Origin of the sequence: Gandjariella thermophila (genome assembly GCF_005405885.1) — a bacterium.
Lineage (GTDB): Bacteria > Actinomycetota > Actinomycetes > Mycobacteriales > Pseudonocardiaceae > Gandjariella > Gandjariella thermophila.
In genome coordinates, this window is the sequence record NZ_BJFL01000025.1 from 51,456 (window position 1) to 72,049 (window position 20,594).

General features: G+C 72.8%; 23 protein-coding genes. 16 read left to right on the plus strand and 7 right to left on the minus strand.

The genetic code is table 11. From position 1 onward, the window contains the following. Nucleotides 1-278 precede the first annotated feature (278 nt). The 3 genes from FFT21_RS20430 (at nt 279) to FFT21_RS20440 (ending at nt 1,787) form a co-directional block, all read left to right on the plus strand. Nucleotides 279-680, plus strand: a complete 402-nt coding sequence (locus FFT21_RS20430) for a hypothetical protein (protein ID WP_137815522.1) — start codon at nt 279-281, stop codon at nt 678-680. Between the two features lie 77 nt (nt 681-757). Continuing rightward, the gene (locus tag FFT21_RS20435) at nt 758-973 is read left to right on the plus strand and encodes a hypothetical protein (RefSeq protein ID WP_137815523.1); all 216 of its coding nucleotides are present in this window, start codon (nt 758-760) and stop codon (nt 971-973) included. 271 nt (nt 974-1,244) lie between these two features. After that, nucleotides 1,245-1,787 carry a hypothetical protein gene (locus tag FFT21_RS20440; protein ID WP_137815524.1) on the plus strand — a complete coding sequence of 181 codons (543 nt, stop codon included), beginning with the start codon at nt 1,245-1,247 and terminating at the stop codon, nt 1,785-1,787. A gap of 31 nt (nt 1,788-1,818) precedes the next feature. Here FFT21_RS20440 and FFT21_RS20445 read toward each other — a convergent pair whose 3' ends face one another. Further along, entirely contained in the window at nt 1,819-2,031 is a 213-nt protein-coding gene (locus FFT21_RS20445; protein ID WP_137815525.1) for a hypothetical protein, read from the minus strand. A 289-nt stretch (nt 2,032-2,320) separates the two neighbouring features. Here FFT21_RS20445 and FFT21_RS20450 point away from each other — a divergent pair, with 289 nt between their 5' ends. After that, nucleotides 2,321-3,514, plus strand: a complete 1,194-nt coding sequence (locus FFT21_RS20450; protein WP_137815526.1) for a M20 metallopeptidase family protein — start codon at nt 2,321-2,323, stop codon at nt 3,512-3,514. 42 nt (nt 3,515-3,556) lie between these two features. Here FFT21_RS20450 and FFT21_RS20455 read toward each other — a convergent pair whose 3' ends face one another. Then, nucleotides 3,557-4,786: an alpha-hydroxy acid oxidase gene (locus tag FFT21_RS20455; RefSeq protein WP_137815527.1), complete on the minus strand. Its 1,230-nt coding sequence runs from the start codon at nt 4,784-4,786 to the stop codon at nt 3,557-3,559. Between the two features lie 140 nt (nt 4,787-4,926). On the opposite strand from FFT21_RS20455, the gene FFT21_RS20460 reads away from it, so the two are divergent. The 3 genes from FFT21_RS20460 to FFT21_RS20470 all read left to right on the plus strand — a co-directional run bounded on the left by FFT21_RS20460 (nt 4,927) and on the right by FFT21_RS20470 (nt 9,441). Further along, the gene (locus FFT21_RS20460) at nt 4,927-6,576 is read left to right on the plus strand and encodes an FAD-binding dehydrogenase (protein ID WP_137815528.1); all 1,650 of its coding nucleotides are present in this window, start codon (nt 4,927-4,929) and stop codon (nt 6,574-6,576) included. A gap of 162 nt (nt 6,577-6,738) precedes the next feature. Further along, nucleotides 6,739-8,238 carry a peptidoglycan D,D-transpeptidase FtsI family protein gene (locus tag FFT21_RS20465; protein ID WP_137815529.1) on the plus strand — a complete coding sequence of 500 codons (1,500 nt, stop codon included), beginning with the start codon at nt 6,739-6,741 and terminating at the stop codon, nt 8,236-8,238. A gap of 141 nt (nt 8,239-8,379) precedes the next feature. Then, complete coding sequence (locus tag FFT21_RS20470; protein WP_137815530.1) at nt 8,380-9,441, plus strand: hypothetical protein; 1,062 nt, start codon at nt 8,380-8,382, stop codon at nt 9,439-9,441. Here the strand turns inward: FFT21_RS20470 and FFT21_RS20475 are convergent. The 3 genes from FFT21_RS20475 to FFT21_RS20485 all read right to left on the minus strand — a co-directional run bounded on the left by FFT21_RS20475 (nt 9,402) and on the right by FFT21_RS20485 (nt 13,518). After that, the gene (locus tag FFT21_RS20475) at nt 9,402-10,721 is read right to left on the minus strand and encodes a (Fe-S)-binding protein (protein WP_225978598.1); all 1,320 of its coding nucleotides are present in this window, start codon (nt 10,719-10,721) and stop codon (nt 9,402-9,404) included. The two genes, FFT21_RS20470 and FFT21_RS20475, sit on opposite strands and share 40 nt — an antisense overlap. A gap of 146 nt (nt 10,722-10,867) precedes the next feature. Further along, nucleotides 10,868-12,070, minus strand: a complete 1,203-nt coding sequence (locus tag FFT21_RS20480) for an FAD-binding oxidoreductase (RefSeq protein ID WP_137815531.1) — start codon at nt 12,068-12,070, stop codon at nt 10,868-10,870. Next, entirely contained in the window at nt 12,067-13,518 is a 1,452-nt protein-coding gene (locus FFT21_RS20485; RefSeq protein ID WP_137815532.1) for an FAD-binding oxidoreductase, read from the minus strand. Before FFT21_RS20485 ends, FFT21_RS20480 begins: the two co-directional genes overlap by 4 nt. A gap of 133 nt (nt 13,519-13,651) precedes the next feature. Between FFT21_RS20485 and FFT21_RS20490 the strand changes: the two genes are divergently transcribed. Continuing rightward, nucleotides 13,652-14,407, plus strand: a complete 756-nt coding sequence (locus FFT21_RS20490; protein WP_137815533.1) for a polysaccharide deacetylase family protein — start codon at nt 13,652-13,654, stop codon at nt 14,405-14,407. Nucleotides 14,408-14,475: 68 nt separating this feature from the next. Here the strand turns inward: FFT21_RS20490 and FFT21_RS20495 are convergent, their stop codons facing one another. Beyond that, nucleotides 14,476-14,814 carry a P-II family nitrogen regulator gene (locus tag FFT21_RS20495; protein ID WP_137815534.1) on the minus strand — a complete coding sequence of 113 codons (339 nt, stop codon included), beginning with the start codon at nt 14,812-14,814 and terminating at the stop codon, nt 14,476-14,478. After that, nucleotides 14,811-16,139: an ammonium transporter gene (locus FFT21_RS20500; RefSeq protein ID WP_137815535.1), complete on the minus strand. Its 1,329-nt coding sequence runs from the start codon at nt 16,137-16,139 to the stop codon at nt 14,811-14,813. Before FFT21_RS20500 ends, FFT21_RS20495 begins: the two co-directional genes overlap by 4 nt. 409 nt (nt 16,140-16,548) lie before the next feature. Between FFT21_RS20500 and FFT21_RS20505 the strand changes: the two genes are divergently transcribed. From FFT21_RS20505 to FFT21_RS20540, 8 genes are all read left to right on the plus strand, one after another. Continuing rightward, nucleotides 16,549-16,869: a gas vesicle protein GvpO gene (locus tag FFT21_RS20505; protein WP_137815536.1), complete on the plus strand. Its 321-nt coding sequence runs from the start codon at nt 16,549-16,551 to the stop codon at nt 16,867-16,869. A 92-nt stretch (nt 16,870-16,961) separates the two neighbouring features. Next, on the plus strand, nt 16,962-17,360 hold the full coding sequence (gvpJ, locus tag FFT21_RS20510; RefSeq protein WP_137815537.1) for a gas vesicle protein GvpJ: 399 nt from the start codon (nt 16,962-16,964) through the stop codon (nt 17,358-17,360). Between the two features lie 52 nt (nt 17,361-17,412). Then, nucleotides 17,413-18,156, plus strand: coding sequence for a GvpL/GvpF family gas vesicle protein (locus FFT21_RS20515; RefSeq protein WP_225978590.1), 744 nt, complete (start codon nt 17,413-17,415; stop codon nt 18,154-18,156). 34 nt (nt 18,157-18,190) lie between these two features. Next, nucleotides 18,191-18,451 (plus strand): gas vesicle protein GvpG, encoded by a 261-nt coding sequence (locus FFT21_RS20520; protein WP_137815539.1) that lies wholly within the window; start codon nt 18,191-18,193, stop codon nt 18,449-18,451. A 2-nt stretch (nt 18,452-18,453) separates the two neighbouring features. Then, nucleotides 18,454-18,903, plus strand: a complete 450-nt coding sequence (locus FFT21_RS20525; RefSeq protein ID WP_371856843.1) for a gas vesicle protein — start codon at nt 18,454-18,456, stop codon at nt 18,901-18,903. Then, the gene (locus FFT21_RS20530) at nt 18,900-19,775 is read left to right on the plus strand and encodes a GvpL/GvpF family gas vesicle protein (protein WP_137815540.1); all 876 of its coding nucleotides are present in this window, start codon (nt 18,900-18,902) and stop codon (nt 19,773-19,775) included. The genes FFT21_RS20525 and FFT21_RS20530 overlap by 4 nt, the downstream gene beginning before the upstream one ends. 70 nt (nt 19,776-19,845) lie before the next feature. Beyond that, the gene (locus tag FFT21_RS20535) at nt 19,846-20,091 is read left to right on the plus strand and encodes a gas vesicle protein (protein WP_137815541.1); all 246 of its coding nucleotides are present in this window, start codon (nt 19,846-19,848) and stop codon (nt 20,089-20,091) included. Further along, nucleotides 20,088-20,396, plus strand: a complete 309-nt coding sequence (locus FFT21_RS20540) for a gas vesicle protein K (protein ID WP_137815542.1) — start codon at nt 20,088-20,090, stop codon at nt 20,394-20,396. Before FFT21_RS20535 ends, FFT21_RS20540 begins: the two co-directional genes overlap by 4 nt. Nucleotides 20,397-20,594: the final 198 nt, after the last annotated feature.

Genomic DNA, 20,594 nt, shown 5'->3' on the forward strand with positions numbered 1-20,594 from the left:
TGTGCTGCCCGCGCGGGCGCACCGTCGCCGTTGTCGGGATTGCCGTTTCGAATCCCTTCGGTGACGAACCGAGCGCATCCGCTGGGTAACCGCCGCAGCGCCCGGTAGATGCCCGCGCCATGGGTGCGCTGCCCCGGCGTGGCTGGTTTGGGTGGTTGCGCACGGTGCCGGCGGTTTGGGCGGTTCGAGTGGACTCCCGTCCCTGCCGGGCGACATCCCGATCCGCCCGTGGCGTCCCGGGCTTAGCTGGAGGCCGGGACAACACCGGGAGGGTCGGCATGGCCGTCGCCGTGGGCATCGTGGTACCGCGCCGGTGCGTGGTCGCGCTGGCGCTCGCCGCGCTGCTCGGGTTGCTGGGTGCCCTGGGCGCGGTTGGCTCCGGGGATTCGCCGATGCCGGACGCCGACCGGTGTGCGAGCGCGTGCGCGGACGCCGACGAGGCGGCCGCCCGGTGGGCCGCCTCGCCGTCCCTGCCGGAGATCGCGCGGCGGCGGCCGGGGTGGCCGCCGTGCGCGGTCACCGAGCCGGCCTGCGCCGGTCCGGCCCGGGCGAGGTGGGTGGCGTGGGTGGGTGCGCCCGCCGGGGCCGGCAGCGGCGGGGTGGGCGGCCACGCGCGTCCACCTGCGTCGGGCACACCGCCGCTCGCCGGCTCCACCGGGGACACGGTACTGCGCTGCTGATCGGGCCCGGTCGCACCGGAGCGGCGCCGGTGTGACCTGCCGGCCAGCCACCACCCGATCTCGCGCAGGAGAGCGCCATGCCCAGGGATGTTCTCGCGGCGATCGCCGCGATCGTGCACGCCGAGGCGATCCGTCGGTTCGGGGCGACCGGCGGCGTGGGCGGTGACCAGACCGGCCCGGCCGACCGGCCGGCCCGTGTTCGCTCCGCGGCCGAACCCCGGGGCGCGCACCGGCCGAGCAAGCTCGGCCGGTGGTTAGCGGCCGCGCTGCGCGCCGTGCGCCGCCGCGGCTGACCCGGACCCTCGCCGCGGGTGGCGGCGCGCCGCCCGCGGCGAGGCGTGCCTCACCGCGCGCCGCCCGACCCCGCCCGCTGGGCGCGCCGACGTCCCGGCGGGCGGGGTGCCCGGGGACCGGGACAACACGCGCGTCAGACCGAGTCGAGGGATGTGCTGGTCAGCCGGCATGGCCAGCCGGCCCGGTGTGGTCGGTGACGGAAGGGACACGATTCGATCAATTCGCCGCTGATCCTTTCCACGGGCAGGTGATGTTGGTTCTCATGCCCGCGTGGCAACGATCGTCCACCCGTTTCTCGTCGGCGGCCGGTGGCCGCGCCGGTTAGACCTCGCCGCCGCGGTGCCCGAGGTGGTGCGCGGGGTGATCAGGCATGCCGCCGACCAGACCGGCACGGGAGGCGGCGAGGGTCCCCCGATCGGCATCGCCGTGGTGGTGGGCCTGGTCCCGGCCGAGCTGGTCGCGGCCACCGAGACCGACCCGGGCATCCGGGCGGCGGCGCTGACCGATCCGCGGCTGCGGCAGCTGCAGCTGGCCATCTTCCGCCGGGCCCCGCTGGACGGGCGGCACCTGCGCGAGCTCGTGGTGATCGGCGTGGTCTTCGCGGTGTGGACGCTGCTGCCGACGTTGAGCGAGACCACCATGCGGTTGTTCATGAGTGCGCTGGTGGTCCATCCCGACGTGGTCCAGACCGAGCCGGGGGCACCGCGGCGCGGCATGCGGGCGGTCCGTGCCGCCCTGGCGGCCTGCGAGGTCGCCGCGCACGGCGGCGACGAGGACCTGCTCCCGGACCAACCGCCGGGCCAGCGGGTCTGAGTCCAACCGCGGACCGGTGGTCAGCCGGCCGTCAGCCGTTGGGACGCAGGCCGATGGCGTGCAGCAGGCTGGCGCCGGCGCTGGAGAAGGCGTTCACGATCTGGTCGGCGGGACCCGCGAGCGGGGAGTGCATCAGTGCGATGCCGAGCACGACCGCGGCGAAGGCGACCCAACCATGGTGATGTTTCTTCATCACGCCGAACACCACGGCCACGGTGGCCAGGATCAGCACAATGGTCGGCATCGAAACACCCCTGCTGGTGGTTGACGGGCCTGCTCCCGACGGTGCCTTCCGCGCCGCCCTCTCCGAGACTCCTTCCCGGTGCGTTGGTCACCATGCCGGAAATCCGCAGCGGGGGGAAGCATGACCCCCGTGACACGCGGGACCCGACCGGCGGTACCGGCGCGGCCCGCGGGGACGGCGGCCGGCGAGCACCGGCGGTCGGTGGCCGGCGGCGCGTTGAGCCGGTCGGGTCCGGCCGCGCATGATGGCCCGGCCGAGTGAGCGAACCCGCGAGCCGAGGAGTACCCGGATGAGCCTGGTGGAGGATGCGGCGGCACTGCAGGACGACCTCGTGGCGCTGCGCCGCGAGCTGCACCAGATCCCCGAGGTCGGCCTCGAACTGCCGCGCACCCGGGAGCGGGTGCTCGCCGCGCTCGACGGCCTGCCCCTGGAGGTCAGCACCGGGTCGGCGCTGTCCTCGGTGACCGCGGTGCTGCGCGGCGGCCGGCCGGGTCCGGCGGTGCTGCTGCGCGGGGACATGGACGCGCTGCCGGTGACCGAGCGCACCGGGCTGCCCTTCACCTCCCGGCACGACGGCGCGATGCACGCCTGCGGGCACGACCTGCACACCGCCGGTCTGGTCGGCGCCGCCCGGCTGCTCGCCGCCCGGCGCGAGGAACTGGCCGGGGACGTGGTGTTCATGTTCCAGCCCGGCGAGGAGGGCTGGGACGGCGCGGGCCACATGATCCGGGAGGGCGTCCTGGACGCCGCCGGCCGGCCGCTCGCGGCCGCGTACGGGCTGCATGTGTTCTCCGCGCTGTTCCCGGCCGGGCGGTTCGTCTGCCGCCCCGGCACCATGATGGCTGCCTCCGACGCGTTACTGGTGCGCGTGCACGGCAGCGGCGGGCACGGCTCCATGCCGCACCGCGCGCTGGACCCGGTGCCGGCGGCCTGCGAGATGGTCACCGCGCTGCAGACCATGGTGACCCGCTCGATCGACGTGTTCGATCCGGTGGTGGTCACCGTCGGCACGTTCCACGCCGGCACGCGCCGCAACGTCATCCCGGACGAGGCGGTGTTCGAGGCGACCGTGCGCACCTTCTCCGAGGCGGCCAGGGCGCGGGTGCGGGACGCGGCCGTGCGGGTCTGCCGGGAGATCGCGGCCGCGCACGGCCTGCGCGCCGACGTGGAGTACGCCGACGAGTACCCGGCCACCGTGAACGACCCGGCCGAGTACGACTTGGTCGCGGACACCGTGCGGGAGGTGTTCGGCGAGGACCGGTTCGCCCCGATGGAGAACCCGCTGCCCGGCTCCGAGGACTTCTCCCGGGTGCTGCGCGAGGTGCCCGGTGCGTACGTGTTCCTCGGCGCGTGCCTCTCCGGCGAGCCGGAGTCCGCGCCGAACAACCACTCCCCGCTGGCCGCCTTCGACGACCGGGTGCTCGCCGACGGTGCGGCGCTGCTGGCCGAACTCGCCGTCCGCCGGCTCAACCGGGCCGACTGACCATGAGCCGGCCGACCCCGGTCGCCGGTCAGCAGCGGCCGGTCACGAGCAGCACGGGCAGCCGCGCATCCGCACCCGCTCCCCGGTCAACTCGGCGACGGAGGTGACGCCGAGCAGCCGCATGGTCGCGGTGAACTCGGTGGTGAGCAGCCGCAGGGCGTGGTCGACGCCGCGCTCCCCGCCGGCCATCAGCCCGTACAGGTAGGCCCGGCCGATCAGCACGCCTCGCGCGCCCAGCGCCACGGCGGCGGCGATGTCGCCGCCGGACCGCACCCCGCCGTCCAGGTAGATCTCCGCGCGCTCGCCGCACCGGGCCGCGATGCCCGGCAGCAGCTCCAGCGGCGTGGGCGAGCGGTCCAGTTGCCGGGCGCCGTGGTTGGACACCACCAGCGCGTCCGCCCCGGCGGCCACGCACGCCTCGGCGTCCTCGACGGTCTGCACGCCCTTGACGACCAGCTTGCCCGGCCACGCCTCGCGCAGCCAGCGCACGTCGTCGATGGTGGCGCTGGGGTCGAAGATCTTGTTGGACAGCTCCGCCGGGGTGCCGGCGAAGTGCTTCAGCGAGGCGAACTCCAGCGGCTCGGTGGTCAGGAAATTGAACCACCAGTGCGGGTGCCGCGCCCCGTCCACGAAGGTGCGCAGCCGCAGCGCCGGCGGGATGGTCATGCCGTTGCGCGCATCCCGCAGCCGCGCCCCGCCGATCGGGGTGTCCACGGTGAGCATCAGCGTGTCGTAGCCGCAGTCGATCGCTCGCTTGACGAAGTCCGCGCTCGCGTCCCGGTCCCGCCACAGGTAGAGCTGGAACCAGCGCCGGGTGCTCGGCGCCTGCGCGGCGAGGCGCTCCAGCGAGGTGGTGCCCATGGTGGACAGCGTGTAGGGCAGCCCGAACCGGCCCGCCGCCCGCGCCACCGCCGGCTCGCCGGCGTGGTGCATCATCCTGGTGAACCCGGTCGGTCCCAGCGCCAGCGGGATGGGCACCGGCTTGCCGAGCATCCTCGTGCTGGTGTCCACCACGGAGACGTCGCGCAGCACCCGGGGCACGAACTCCACCCGCTCGAACGCCCGGCGGGACCGGGCCGCGGACACCTCGTCGCCGGCAGCGCCGTCGGTGTAGTCGAACACCGCCCGTGGCGTGCGCCGGCGGGCGATCTCGCGCAGGTCGGAGATCGACGCCGCGCGCCGCAGCCTCCTGTTGGTGGCCGAGGCGTCGAAGCCTTCCGTGCGCAGCAGGGGTTTCAGCTCGGACCAGCGGGGCAGACGGCGCTTCGTCACGCGAAGCATCCTGCATCCGGGCCCGCGGAGGGTCAAAGATCGGCCGGGAGAGCGATTGGCAGATCGACTCGGACCCCGGGGCCGGGTGGACTCCCGGGCACAACGCGAACATGTTTCGATAGCACGCTATGAACCGGGCTATGGACGCGGACGTCATCGTCGTCGGCGCGGGACTCGCCGGGCTGGTGGCCACGGCGGAACTCGCCGCCGCCGGCCGCCGGGTGATCGTGCTGGACCAGGAGCCGGAGGCGTCGCTGGGCGGCCAGGCGTTCTGGTCGTTCGGCGGGCTGTTCCTGGTGGACTCGCCGGAGCAGCGCCGCATGGGCGTGAAGGACTCGCTCGACCTGGCGCTGCAGGACTGGATGGGCACGGCCGCGTTCGACCGGGAGGAGGACCACTGGCCGCGCCGCTGGGCCGAGGCGTACGTGCACTTCGCCGCCGGCGAGAAGCGGCGCTGGCTGACCAGCAAGGGCATCCGCTTCTTCCCGGTGGTCGGCTGGGCCGAGCGCGGCGGCTACGGCGCCGTCGGGCACGGCAACTCGGTGCCGCGCTTCCACATCACCTGGGGTACCGGCCCGGGCGTGGTCGCGCCGTTCGAGCGCGCGGTGCGTGCCGCCGCCGAGCGGGGCCTGGTGGAGCTGCGGTTCCGGCACCGGGTGGACGAGTTGACCGTCACCGGCGGCGCGGTCGACGGGGTGCGCGGCAGCGTGCTGGAACCCAGCGACGCGGCCCGCGGCGAGGCGAGTTCGCGCACCGTGGTCGGCGACTTCGAACTGCGCGCCCAGGCCGTGATCGTCACCTCCGGCGGCATCGGCGGCAACCACGACCTGGTCCGCCGCAACTGGCCGGCCCGGCTGGGCCAGCCGCCGAAGCACCTGCTGTCCGGAGTGCCGGCGCACGTGGACGGGCGCATGCTGGAGATCACCGAGGCCGCCGGCGGAACCGTGATCAACCCGGACCGGATGTGGCACTACACCGAGGGCATCCAGAACTGGAACCCGATCTGGCCGCTGCACGGCATCCGCATCCTGCCCGGCCCGTCGTCGCTGTGGTTCGACGCGCGCGGCCGGCGGCTGCCGGTGCCGCTGTTCCCCGGCTTCGACACGCTCGGCACGCTCGAGCACATCATGTCCACCGGCTACGAGCACACCTGGTTCGTGCTCACCCAGAAGATCATCGAGCGGGAGTTCGCGCTGTCCGGTTCCGAGCAGAACCCTGACCTGACCGGCAAGGACATCGGCAAGGTGCTGCAGCGCGTGAAGAAGGGCGCGCCCGGACCGGTCACCGCTTTCCTGGAGCACGGCGAGGACTTCGTCGTGGAGCGCGGCCTGCCGGCGCTGGTGGACCGGATGAACGCGCTCACCGGCGAGAAGCTGATCGACCTCGCCGACCTGGAGCGGGAGATCGTCGCCCGGGACCGCGAGATCGACAACCCGTACACCAAGGACCTGCAGATCACCGCGATCCGCGGGGCCCGCCGCTTCCTCGGCGACCGGCTGGTCCGGGTGGCCAAACCGCACCGGTTCCTCGACCCGGCCGCCGGCCCGCTGATCGCGGTGCGGCTGCACATCCTGACCCGCAAGACCCTCGGCGGGCTGCACACCGACCTGGACGGCCGGGTGCTGGCCGCGGACGGCAACCCGCTGCCCGGCCTGTACGCGGCGGGCGAGGTCGCCGGGTTCGGTGGCGGCGGCATGCACGGCTACCGCGCGCTGGAGGGCACGTTCCTCGGCGGCTGCCTGTTCTCCGGGCGGATCGCCGGCCGCGCCGCGGCGACCGCGGTCGGCTGACCGGCGCGCGATCAACCGGTCGCCGTCCGGGCTGGGCAGCCCGGGTACCGGTTGATCTTTTTCGTGCCCGTCAGCCGAGCTGAGGACGGGTTTCCGTAACCTGGCAGCGGAATTCCGGTGGGGCCGCGGTGGCCCCGTGAGCTGCAGCGTGGAGCGACGAGCGTGAACAAACCCCTCCGCAGAGCCGGTGTGGTCATCATGGTCATGATGGTGGCGCTGCTCGCCAACGACACCTACGTGCAGGTGATCGAGGCGCACAGCCTGGCGACGAACAGCCGCAACCAGCGCCGCCTGATCAACGAGTACGCCACCCAGCGTGGCATGATCATGGCCGCCAACGGCCAGGTGCTGGCCACCTCGGTCGCCACCGACGACGCGTTCCGGTTCCTCCGCCAGTACCCCGGCGGCGCGCCCTACGCGGACGTCACCGGCTACTACTCGCTCAACTACGGCGCCGGCGGCATCGAGAACGCGGAGAACACCGTGCTCGACGGCACCGATGACAAGCTGTTCGTGCAGCGGCTGTCCGACCTGATCACCGGCCGCAACCATCAGGGCGGGAACCTCCAGCTCACCATCGAGCCGAAGATCCAGCAGGCCGCCTACGACACGCTGACCAAGAACGGGTTCACCGGCGCGGCGGTGGCCATCCAGCCGTCCACCGGGCAGATCCTGGCGATGACCAGCACCCCGTCCTACGACCCGACCGGCCTCGGCTCGCACGACAACGCCGCCCAGACCAAGGCCTGGACCAGCGCCAACGCCGGCGACCCGGCCCCGATGTTCAACCAGCCGGTCAACGCCGCCTACCAGCCGGGATCGACGTTCAAACTGGTTGTGGCCGCGGCGGCGCTGTCCAACCATGTCGCCGACGAGAACACGCCGAGCCTGCCGGCCGACCCGAAGATCACCCTGCCGGGCACCTCCGCCACGCTGTCCAACTTCGACAACGAGACCTGCCCGGGCAGCGTGAACGGCCAGGTCTCCATGAAGACCGCGATCGCCTACTCCTGCAACACCGCGTTCGCCTCGCTGGCCGGCAAGGTCGGCGCGCCCGCGCTGTCCGCAGAGGCGGCGAAGTTCGGGTTCGGGCAGCGGCTGTCCATCCCGCTGGGCGTGACCCCGTCGTGTGTCGGCCCGGCGGCCGGCGGCAACTGCATGAACATCCCGAACGGCACACCGGGGCTGTACCAGAGCGGCATCGGGCAGCTCGACGTGCAGGAGACGCCGCTGCAGGACGCGCTCATCGCCGCGACGATCGCCAACGGCGGCAAGGAGATGTACCCGCAGTTGGTGAAGAGCATCCTCGGGCCGGACCTGTCCACCATCCAGGGCTTCAGCCCCAAGGTGCTCAACGACGAGGTGATGTCCGGCGACGTGGCCAACCAGCTCACCGACATGATGCTGGCCGCGGAGCAGCACGCGGGCACCGCGAACAAGAACCCGAACATCCAGATCGCCGCCAAGACCGGCACCGCCGAGCACGGCACCAACCCGAAGGACACCCAGCCCTACGGCTGGTACGTGGCGTTCGCGCCACACCGGGACATCGCCGTCGCCGTGGTGGTCACCGCCGGCGGCACGCTGGACGCGGCCACGGTCGGCGCCAAGGTGGCCGGGCCCGTGGGCCGCGCGATGATCAACGCCGCGCTCGGCGGCTGACCACCGGCCCCCCGAACATCGTCGCGCACGGTGGCCGGGTGGAAGACGCGCGTAACACGGTCGGCCACCGAGCCGACGTATCGGCTGGGTCGTGCGGGACCGTCTTCCGTGCCCCGCCGCAGAGACGGGAGCCCGTCCATGGTGACCAGACAAAGCCGGCCTGGACTGGGCGTCCTCTTCGCCGCGCTGGCCGTCACACTGACCGCCACATCGGCCGTCCTTCTGACGACAGTCTGGTTTCTCCGTCCCGCCACCATCGCCGCCAACCCGCAGCTGTATTCCGCTCTCTTCGCCGGTCTGGCGCTGGTCCTGGGAACCAGCGCGACGGTGTCCGGTGCCGTGGCGACCGTTCGACTCGCCGGCACGACGGTGAGAATCGCGAGTGCGCAGCAACAGCGCGATCTCCGCGACTTCCTGGAACGACGGGTCGACGCGAGCACGGTGGCGCTGTCCCGCGTGGCGCAGTCCCTATCGGAGGTGCACACCGCCGGCATGCGCGTTCATCAGCGGCTTGTCGACTTCCGCTCAGAACATGAATCGCTGCGGGAGCACCTCGAGGATCCCCTCTCCCCGCCGCTGAAGTCGGCGGTCAACTCCCTGTGCGAGGCCCTCGAGCAGTTGAGATCGGCGCTCGTCGCCATGCAGCACAACCCCTTGGCGCTCAGCATGTTCCGCGGCCAACTGGAGGGGGAGACCAGCGACCTGGCCTACGTGGCGGGGAAGATGGCCGCGCACGGTTTCCCCGCCACGGAGATCGAGGTGGACCACACCGACGTCACCGTCCTGGCTCAGTTCCTGGGAGTCGCCAGGGAGAAACTGTCCTCGAGCGACGATGTCGCGCCCCTCATGCAGCCTCTGCTCCTCGCGAGCATGCAGAAACCCGACCATGCCGCGCTGCGTACCTTCCTGTTCTGCGGGCACCTGATCTTCAACCGGGCGGACACCTCGCGCCTGGTGGCAGACCGGCTGGTGGTAGCTTCCTACGGCGCGGCCATGCTCGCCGATATTTTCCGTTCGCTCCCGCCGGACGAGGTCGCCGTGAAAGCCGTGTATGCCGGTTCCTATCCGGATCTGCGGGACACGATCGAGGAACTGCCCGTCTACTTCAGTGCCGAACAGGTCGTCGGAGACAACTTCATGGTCGCCTTCAAGGCGTTACGCGATCAACGGGAACTACTCTTTCTCGAGACCGCGGCTCCCTGAGCGGGAGGCGGTCCGTGCGGTATGTCCACTCCGCGGATGGCCGCGTCCAGCAGCTCGACGGGGTGTATCAGCGGCAGCTCGTCGCCGAGGTAGCGGCCCACCTGGAGCAGGCAACCCGGGTTCGCGGTGACCAGCGCGTCCGGGCGCACCGCCCGGATGTTGTCGGCCTTGCGCCGGCCCAGTTCCGCCGCCGCCTCCGGCTGGACTAGGTTGTAGATGCCCGCCGAGCCGCAGCAGATCTCCGCCTCCGGCAGGTCGACCAGTTCCAGCTCGGGAATGCTGCGCAGCACCGCGCGTGGCTGCTCCCGGATGCCCTGGGCGTGCCGGAGGTGGCAGGCGTCGTGGTAGGCGACCCGCGCGCGGATCGGGTGCCGTGGCGCGGCCGGTCCGTCCTCGTCGAGCAGTTCGGCGAGCAGTTCGGTGACGTCCCGCACCTTGGCGCTGAACCGCCGCGCCCGCTCCGCCCACTCCGGGTCGTCGGCGAGCAGGTCGGCGTACTCCTTCATGGACGATCCGCAGCCCGCCACGTTCACCACGATGTGGTCCACCGGGAGGTCGCCGAAGGTTTCGATGGTGCGCTTCGCGCGGGCGGCCGCGTGCGGTTCGCGGCCCGCGTGCAGGCCGAGCGCGCCGCAGCAGCCCTGGGCACGCGGCACCAGCACCTCGCAACCCTCGGCCGCCAGCACCCGGATGGTGGCCAGGTTCGCCTGGTGGAAGAACACGTCCTGCACGCAGCCGGACAGCATCGCCACCCGCCGCCGTGGCGCCGCGGTACCCGGTGGCCCGGTGCGGCGGGGCAGCGCGGCGAAGGCGTCGCGCAGCCGCACCGGCGGCAGCAACTCCTCGGCGGCGCGCATCCGGGCCGGTAGCCGGCGCGCGATCCCGGTACGGGCCAGCAGCCTGGGCACCCGCATCTTCCGGTACGCCACGCCGAGCACCGCCGCCGCGCGCAACCGCCTGCGGTACGGGAACAGCGCGAAGATCGCGTCGCGGAACAGCCGGTCCGGCCACGTCCGGCGTACGTTCCGCTCGATCTGCGGGCGGGTCGCCTCCAGCAGCCGGTTGTACCGCACGCCGGAGGGGCAGGACGTCACGCACGCCATGCAGCCCAGGCAGGCGTCGATGTGCTCGGTGAACGGCCCGTCCAGGCCGATCTCCCCGCGTTCGGCGAGGTCCATCAGGTAGATGCGGCCCCGCGGCGAGTCCATCTCCTCGCCCCACAGCTGGTAGGTGGGGCAGGTGGGCAGGCAGAACCCGCAGTGCACGCAGTCATCGATCAGGTCACGCTCCGGCGGCCGGGTCGCGTCGAAACCGGCGGACCGTGCCGCGTTCGCCGCCGCGCCGGCCGCCGGCGGGCCGCCGGTCTTCGGGCCGATGGTCTTGGGCCCGGCCTTCTGCGCGTCCGCGCCGGGATTCCGTTCGGCCGTCACCGTGCACCCTCCCCACCGGTGTTGCCGGTGAACCAGGCACCGAACCGGCCGGGCGCCAGCCTTGTGTCCGGGTCCAGCTCCTTCTTCAGTGCGCGCAGCACCGCCACCGCGGAAGGGGCCTGGCCCCATGCGGGCAGTTCGGCGGTGGCCGGGTGGTGGCGCAGCACCGAGGTGCCGCCCGCGGCGGTAACCGCGGTGTGCGCGACCGCCACCCCTGCCGGCTCGGCCGGCACGGTCACCGTGGCGATGCCGGTCAGCAGGCCCGCGGTGACGCCCGTGCCGGGCGGGTCGATCCGGGCCAGCACGCCGGGCAGCCGGCTCGGCCGGCAGCCGATGCGCAGCACGGCGGCCTCGGCGCCGTTTCCGGTCTGATCCACCAGGTCGGCGTGCTCCCGCCAGGCGGCGTCGGCCTCGTCGCCGCGCACCGTGAATGCGCCCGGACCGAGCAGCTCCGCGACCGCCCGGGCCCGCGCCTCGGTGCCCTCCGCGGTGCCCTCCAGCCGGACCAGCAGGTGTCCCTCAGTCACGCCGGAGCCGTACCACTCGACGGCGACGGGTTCCAGCGAGGTGCTGGCCAACTCGGCGGCGCGCTCCGCGGCCGCGGCCAGCGAGCACGGCAACCGCACCGTGACGCTGGCCGCGGGAACCGGGTGCAGCCGCAGCACCACCTCGGCGAGCAGGCCGAGCGCGCCGTAGCTGCCGTGCGTCACCTTGGCGAGGTCGTAGCCGGCCACGTTCTTGATCACGTGGCCGCCGGTGCGGGCGATCGTGCCGTCCGCCAGCACCAGGGTGGCCCCGATGACCAGGTCCCGGAGCGACCCGTAGGCCAGCGCCAGCGGGCCGGAGTCGGCGGTGGCGATCAGCCCGCCCACGGTGGCGCCTCGCCGCACCCGGGCGGCGTCGAACGCGACCCGCTGCCGGTTGCCGGCAAGTTCGCGCTGCAGGTCGGCGAGCGGCGTGCCGGCCCGAACCGCCACGGTCATGTCGGCGGGGTTGTAGGCGAGGATCCCGGTGAGCCGGGTGGTGTCCACGGTGACCGGCGCCGGCCGCAGGGCATCCGCCCAGCCGTCCGCCGTGCCGCCGCCGCGGACGTGCACCTGTCCGACCGATCCGGCCAGCGCCTCGTGTGCCTCGCGCAGGTCGGCGGGTTGCAGCACCGGGCCGGTGGTCTCCCGGCCAGAGGTTTTCGACGTCGTCATAGCCGTTCGATCACTCCCGCCTCCTCCAGCGGGTGCGGGCGGTACGGCCCGGGCCGCTCGCCGCACAGCCGCGGCGTGGGCAGCAGCTTGCCCGGGTTGCACAGCTGTCTCGGGTCGAACGCGGACCGGAGGCGGCCCATCACCTCCAGGTCAACCTCGCCGAACATGCGCGGCATGGAGCACGCCTTGTCGGTGCCGATGCCGTGCTCGCCGGACAGCGACCCGCCGAGTTCCACGCACAGCTCGGCGATGCTCCTGGACAGTTCCTCGGCGCGCTCGGCCTCGCCGGCGTCGTCGTCGAACAGCACCAGGGGGTGCAGGTTGCCGTCGCCGGCGTGGAAGACGTTGGCCACCCGCAGGCCCGCCTCGCGGCCCATCTCGCCGATCCGGTCCAGCACCTCGGCCAGCCGCGTCCGGGGTACCACCCCGTCCTGCACGATGTAGTCCGGGCTGATCCAGCCCACCGCCGCGAACGCGGCCTTGCGGCCCTTCCAGATCCGGGCCCGCTCCGCGCTGTCCGAGGCGATGTGCAGCCGGGTGCAGCCGTGCCGCTCGCAGATCGCCTTGACCTGCTCGAACTGCTCGGCGCACTCGGCGGCCGGCCCGTCCAGTTCGACGACCAGGGCGGCCGGGGTGTCCAGCGTGTAGCCGGCGTGCACCGCCTTCTCGGCCGCCTCGATGGCCAGCGCGTCCATCATCTCCACCGCGGCCGGCACGATGCCCGCACCGACGATCCCGCTGACCACCTCCCCGGCGGCGCGCACCGAGGGAAAGTCGGCGAGCAGCGTCCGCACGGTCTCCGGGGCACGCAGCAGCCGGAGGGTGATCTCGCAGGCGATGCCCAGCGTGCCCTCCGAGCCGAGGAACACCCCGCGCAGATCGGGTCCGAGCTGCTCACCGGTGTCGCCGCCGAGGGTGACCATGCTGCCGTCCGGCAGCACCACCTTCAGCGCGAGCACGTGGTTGGTGGTGAAGCCGTACTTCAGGCAGTGCGCGCCGCCGGAGTTCTCCGCGACGTTCCCGCCGATCGTGCACACCTGCTGGCTGGACGGGTCCGGGGCGTAGTACAGCCCGTACGGGGCGGCCGCCCTGGTGATGTCCAGGTTGGTCACCCCGGGCTGCACCACCGCGCGGCGGTCGACCGGGTCGATCTCCACGATCCGGCGCAGCCGCTGCAGCGAGATGACCACCCCGTCGGCCACCGGGACGGCACCGCCGGACAGCCCGGTGCCCGCGCCGCGCGCCACGAACGGGACCGCGTGCTCGTGGCAGGCCCGCACCGCCGCCGCCACCGCCTCGGCGTCGCGGGGCAGCACGACCAGGGCCGGCACCTGGCGGAACCCGGTGAGACCGTCGCACTCGTAGGTGCGCAGCCGAACCGGATCGGAGATCACGTTCTCGGCGCCGACGGCGTCGGCAAGCGCGCGCCGAACCGCCGCATCGAGCATCGGCCCCAACCACCTTTGGCGAGCTTTTCACATCGTGGATATGTTTTGCCTGATGGAGGAACGGTAGGCCGTGCGGTGTGCCGCATGTCAAGAGCACCGTCCCGGCACCACCGTCCAACCCTGGGAGTACCCCATGGCAGGGCCGCGGTCACCCGCACACCCGGCCAGATGGCCGGAGGGCCGCCGGGCGGCGCTGAGCATCACCTTCGACGACGCCCGGCCCAGCCAGCTCGACGCCGGCATGCCGATCCTGGCCGAGCACGGCGTGCGTGCCACCTGCTACGTGCTGCCCGGCCCGCTGCAGCGCCGGCTGCCGGACTGGCGGGCGGTCGTGGCCGCCGGGCACGAGATCGGCAACCACTCGCGGTCCCACCCGTGCGCCGGCAACTTCCCGTTCTCCCGGAACAACGCCCTCGAGGACCACACCCTGGACCGGATCGAGCGGGACATCGTGGCCGCGAACGACGCCATCGAGCGGCTGCTCGGCGTCACACCGGCCACCTTCGCATACCCGTGCGGCCAGAAGATCGTGGGCCGGGGCGAGCGGGCGCGGTGCTACGTGCCGGTGGTCGCCAGGCACTTCGTGATCGGCCGCGGTTTCCGCGACGAGGTGCCCAACGACCCGCAGCGCTGTGACCTCGCCCAGATCGCCGGAATCGAGATGGACGGGGCCGACCCGAAGCGGCTGTGCGCGCTGGTGGACGAGGCGGTCGCGGGCGGGGCGTGGCTGGTGCTGTGCGGTCACGAGGTCGGCGCGCCCGGCCCGCAGAGCGTGCCGGCCGCCAGCCTCGCGGCGCTGGCCGAGCACGCCGCCCGGCGCGCCGACGTGCTGTGGACGGACACCGTCGCCGCGGTGGGCGGCCACCTGGCGGGCCAGCGTCCGGCCTGAGCCGGGTCGGTGCCGGTGCGACGAACGCGCGCCGCGATCGGGTCGCCGGGGCGCGAGCGGGTGGGAGTTCAGAGGGCGTCCGAGCCGCGTTCCCCGGTGCGCACCCGGACGACCGCGTCCACCGAGCTCACCCACACCTTGCCGTCGCCGATCCGCCCGGTGCGGCAGGCGACGAGCACCGCGTCCACCGCCCGGTCCACCATGTCGTCGTCCAGCAACACCTCGACCCGCGCCTTGGGCACGAAGTCCACAGTGTACTCGGCGCCCCGGTAGACCTCGGTGTGACCGCGCTGCCGGCCGTAGCCGTGCGCCTGGGTCACCGTCATCCCGAGCACGCCGAGCGCCTGCAACGCGGCCCGGATCTCCTCCACGGCATGCGGCCTGACCACGGCGGTCAGCAGCTTCACCGCTCGCTCCCCTCGATGGTTCTGGTGGTGGCGCCGGCGATCGAGGTGCGCCGGCTGGGTTGGATGGCCAGTTCGTACGCGCTCTCCGCGTGCTCCGCCTCGTCGATGCCCTCCGACTCGGCCTCCCGGCTGGCCCGCAGGCCGAGCGTCCGGTCCACCAGCCAGGCCACCGCGAGCGTGACCACCAGCGAGTAGGCCAGCGCCACCGCGGCGGCCACCGCCTGCCGCCACAACTGGTCGAGGCCGCCACCGTAGAGCAGGCCGTTGGCGCCGGCGGCGTTGGCCCCCGTGGTGGCGAACAGGCCGATGAGCAGCATGCCGACCAGGCCGCCCATGCCGTGCACGGCGAGCACGTCCAGCGAGTCGTCCACGCCCATCCGGTACTTCAGCCCGACGGCCAGCGAGCACACCACCCCGGCGGCCAGCCCGATCACGGCGGCGCCGAGGGGTTCCACGTAGCCGCAGCCCGGCGTGATCCCGACCAGTCCGGCCACCGCGCCGGAGGCGGCGCCCAGGGTGGTCGGTGTGCCGTCCCGGAACTGCTCCACCAGCAGCCAGCCGACCACCGCGGTGGCCGCCGCCGTGGTGGTGTTCAGGAAAGAGGTGGCGGCCAGGTTCGACGCGCCGAGCGCGGAGCCCGCGTTGAACCCGAACCAGCCGAACCACAGCAGGCCGGCGCCGAACATGACGAACGGCAGGTTGTGCGGCCGCATCGGCTGCCGGGGCCAGCCCTCCCGCCGGCCGATCACCCCGGCCAGGGCCAGCGCCGCCGCGCCCGAGTTGATCTCCACCACGGTGCCGCCGGCGAAGTCCAGCGCGTGCAGCCGGTTGGCGATCCAGCCGCCGACCGTGCCGGCACCGGCGAAGCCGTCGAAGGCGAACACCCAGTGCGCCAGCGGCACGTAGACCAGGGTGACCCAGGCGACCACGAAGACCAGCCACGGCCAGAACCGGGCCCGCTCGGCCACCGCTCCCACCAGCAACGCCACCGTGATCACCGCGAACATGAGCTGGAACGCGGCGAAGGCGAACAGCGGTACCCGGTGCCCTTCCGGGCCGACCGTAGTGTCCGCGAGGCCGTGCAGCCCGGCCTGGCGCAGGTTGCCGATCAGCCCGCCCATCACGTCGTTTCCGAAGGCCAGCGAGTAGCCGTAGAGCAGCCACACGACGCCGACGACCGCGAGGCAGACGAAGGTCAGCATCATCACGTTGAGCACGCTCTTGGCCCGGACCATCCCGCCGTAGAACAGCGCGAGTCCCGGTGTCATGAACATGACCAGGGCGGCACTGCCCAGCAGCCACGCGGTGTCCCCGGTGTCGACCACCCGCCACCTCCTCCTCGGTTCCGCCTCCGACCGTCTGCCGGGAAGCCGCGTTACGGCTGGGGCGCCCGGCGTGTTTCGGCGGGGTAACGTAGCGGTGGCGTGTTACGGGCAGATTTCGCCGCCCGTGTTCGCCGGTGTGCTCCCGGTCCCAACCGGACTGGGCCGCCGGCGGGTAGGCCCCTCCGGCGAACAGCCGGACGATTTTCAGCCGGCTTGCGCGTATTCCCGCGAACGGCCGCACGCGGTTGGCGCGAATGATCCAGGTTTTCCGATCTTGTCGCTGATACGGTTTCGCCACGGCGTTCTCGTAGTAGCGGACAAGGCAGACGAACGAAAGGCTGCCACGAACGCAGGTCGCGGCAGTTGACGGCAGTGGCGAGAGTTGATCGCGCGACGGTGGGACGGCGACATGGCCAGTGATCGGACATCCGAGCCGACCGACGGCAGAAAAAGATCTTCGCGGCGGCGTTCCCTGCCGGTGGTCGAACTGGTGCGCCGGGCGAGTGATCAGTTTCGCGCGGTGACCGGCGCGGACGTCGAGTCGGTTTCCGAGGTCGATCCCACCGACGATGGCTGGCAACTCCGGGTGGAGACCGTCGAGGTCGCCCGGATTCCGGACACCACCAGTGTGCTGGCCAGCTATCAGGTGCGACTCAATACGGACGGCGATCTGATCAGTTACTCGCGCGTTCGTCGCTACGCACGCGGTCAACTCGACGGCGATCGCTGAACTGATCATTCCAACGGTCGTTTCGTGGCCGGGATGCCGGCCGCGCGGTGTTTGCCGCGCCCGTATCGAAGAACCGGAAGGGGAGAGCGTTCATGACGGCACCCACGCAGCAGACCAGCATGGTGCGCCGGTCCGGATCCGCGGGCCTGTACGACGTGCTGGACCTGATCCTGGACCGCGGCCTGGTCATCGACGTGTTCGCCCGGGTGTCCCTGGTCGGGATCGAACTGCTCACCGTCGACGTCCGGATCGTGGTCGCCAGCGTGGACACCTACCTGCGGTTCGCCGAGGCGTGCAACCGGCTGGATCTCACCGCGTCCACGAGGTCGGAGACGCTGCCGGAGCTGGTCGGCGACATCGTGGAGTCGGGCAGCAAGGGCAAGAGCAAGGGCGTGATCAGCGGTGCCGCCGAGGCGCTGGCCGGATCACTGCCGAAGTCCCGCCAGTCGCAACGGGAGCGCAGCCGGGAGCGTCAGGAGGAGTCCGAGTGAGCCCGTGGATTCCTGAGCGTCCGCAATGGACGGTGCGGGGAGTGGTGCGGCCGTGACCGGGCCGGCGAACGGCACCTACCTGTACGGGATCGTGCGGTCGGCGCAGCCGCTGCGGCTGGACGGCCGGGGCGGCGTCGGCGACCCGCCGCGTGCCCTGCGCCGAGTGCCCGCCGGTGCGCTGGCGGTGGTGGTCAGCGACGCGCCCGAGCGGCTGCGCGCCAAGCGCCGAGACCTGCTCGCGCACGCGCAGGTGCTGGAGGACCTGCTGGCGCAGGGCGCCACCCTGCCGATGCGGTTCGGCAGCATCGCCGAGGACGACGACACGGTGCGCCGCCAGGTCGCCGCGCACGCCGACCGGTACCGCACGGCGCTGTCCGAACTGGACGGTCGCGTCGAGGTCAACGTGAAGGCGACGCACCGCGGCGAGCCGATCCTGCGCGAGGTGCTCGCCGGTGACGACGGGCTGCGCCGGTGGAACGACGACCTGCGCCGGCGCGGCGGCGACCCGCGGGAGCGTGCCGGCTTTGGGGAGGCGGTGGCCAGGGCCGTCGGGCTGCGCGAGGCGGAGGACGCCGACCGCATCGTGCGCCGGCTTCGGCCGAAAGCGGTCCGGGAGAGCCACGGGCCGCGGGTCGGGGACTGCTTCGTCAACGTGTCCTTCCTGGTCGAGCGGCGCGACCTGGCGGCGTTCGAGGCCGCCGCGGGCGACCTGGTCGACGCGCTCGACCCGGTGGCCGAGGTGCGCGTCCGGGGACCGCTGCCGCCGTACAGCTTCACCGGCGTCGACGACACGTGACGGCAACGGCGACGAGGGTCGCGAGGTGAGCGGAGTGGGACTGCTGACGGGACTGGTGACGCTGCCGCTGGCGCCGGTGCGCGGCGTGCACCGGACGCTCGTCGAACTGCTGGCCGCGGCCGAGCGCGAGCAGCGGGCCGCCATCCAGCGGGACCTCGCCGACCTGGAGGCGGCGCTGCTCGCCGGGGAGATCACCCCGGAGGAGTTCGACGAGCGCGAGGACGAGTTGCTGGACGAGTTGGCGGAACTCGACGCGGCGACGCAGGGGGACGGGATCAACCAGACAGGAGGGTGATCGTGACCGAACCGTACCCGCGCCGGGACGGGTTGCCCGCCGACCGTCCCGGCCAACCGCTCGGCGCGCGTTCCGTCGCCAACCTGGCGGACATCCTGGAACGGGTGCTCGACAAGGGCATCGTGATCGCCGGAGATATCAAGATCAACCTGCTGGACATCGAGCTGCTCACCATCAAGCTCCGGCTGCTGGTCGCCTCCGTGGACCGGGCCAGGGAGATGGGCATCGACTGGTGGGAACACGATCCCAGCCTGTCCTCGTCGGCCCGCCGGAACGGCTCGGACCGGGAGGTCGCCGACCGCGACCGGGATGAGCTGGCTGGGGAGAACGCGCGGCTGCGCGCCCGCATCGAGCAGCTCACCAGCGGCGAAATCGAGGGCGGCCGGGCCGAGCCGGAACCCCAGCGGGCCGGCGGCGCCCGCCGGAAGCGCGGATCGGGGGCGAGCCGATGAGCGCGGCACACCCGACGGTCCGCTACTGCTACGCGATCGCCCGGCCGTTCCCGGAGGAGGTGCTGCGCGGCCTGGCCGGGGTTCGGGACGCCGAACTGCGGCCGGTCCGGGAGGGTGACCTCGTCGCGGTGACCAGCCCGGTGCCGGCCGCCGACTTCGACGAGTCCGCGCTGCGCCGCAACCTGGAGGACCTCGACTGGCTGGCCGGCGTGGCCAGGGCGCACAGCGCGGTGGTCGACGCGGTCGCCGAGCGTGCCGCCACGCTGCCGCTCCGGCTGGCCACGGTGTACCTGGACGAGGACCGGGTGCGGGCGGTGCTGCGCGGCGGCCGGGCCCGGTTCGCCGCCGCGCTGGATCGAATCACCGGCCGCGTGGAATGGGGCGTCAAGGTCAGCACCCTCCCGGCGGACCGGGGTGGCCGGCCGCGAGCCGACCGGTCCGGCACCGGCCATGCGGATGCTTCGGGCCGCTCCGGCCGCTCCTACCTGCGGCGGCGGATGGCCGAGCGGAACGCCCGGGAGACCGGGTGGCGGCGGGCCGCGGAGGCGGCCGACCGGATCGACCGGGAGCTGAGCGAACTGGCCGAGGACCGCCGGCAGTACCGGCCGCAGAGCACGCGGCTCACCGGGAGCCGCGGCGAGAACGTGCTGAACGTGGCGTACCTGGTCGCCGAGGAGCGTTCCGCCGCGTTCGTCGACCGGTTCGCCGCGCTGCGCGACGCCGCCGACGGCTACCAGGTGGAGCTCACCGGCCCGTGGGCGCCCTATTCCTTCGCCGAGCAGACCGAGGACACAGACGATGCGGGGCGCGCCGGACAGGCCGGCGCCGAGCCCGTCACCGCGAACGGTTCGCCCCATGGGGAGGTTTCCTGATGCATGCGTCGAGCCGCGGCGACCAACGGGACCACGTCGCGCGCGAACTCGCGGTAAGGAGCGCGGTGACATGACTGGGGACCTGCCCGGCGAGGTGGTGCGCGCCGGGGACGTGAGCGTCGGGCCGGGCCGGGACGGCGCCGCACCGCTGGCCGGCCGGGAGATCGCCCTGGTCGACCTGCTGGACCGGCTGCTGGCCGGCGGTGTGGTGCTGGTCGGCGACCTGACCCTGTCCATCGCGGACGTCGACCTGGTGCGCATCTCGCTGCGCGCGGTGATCAGCTCGGTGCGCGCCGGGGAGGCGATCACGCGATGAGTACGGCGAGCCACCGGAGCGGCGGCAGCAGGGTGTCGAACCGGATCGAGATGGACCGCGACACGGTGGAACGTGACCTGATGAAGCTGGTCCTCACCGTGGTGGAGCTGCTGCGGCAGCTGATGGAGCGGCAGGCGCTGCGCCGCGTCGACCAGGGCGACCTGGACGAGGACCAGGAGGAGCGCATCGGGCTGACGCTGATGCTGCTCGAGGAGCGGATGACCGAACTCTGCGACCGGTACGGGCTGTCCCTGGACGACCTCAACATCGACCTGGGGCCACTGGGACCGTTGCTGCCCCGCTGACGCCCGCCCGCTGGTGCCGGACGGCAGCGGCCCGCGCGCGGCCCGCTCCGGCGCGAATGGCGCCGACCGGCGACGAGCGATCGCCGCGGCCATCGATGCGCATTCTTCGGCGCCGACCGGGCACGCGGCGGACGGAAAGCGCCGGCAATTTCGATCGCGGCTTCCGTCCCGTATCGCGGGATTCTCGATACGTTGATT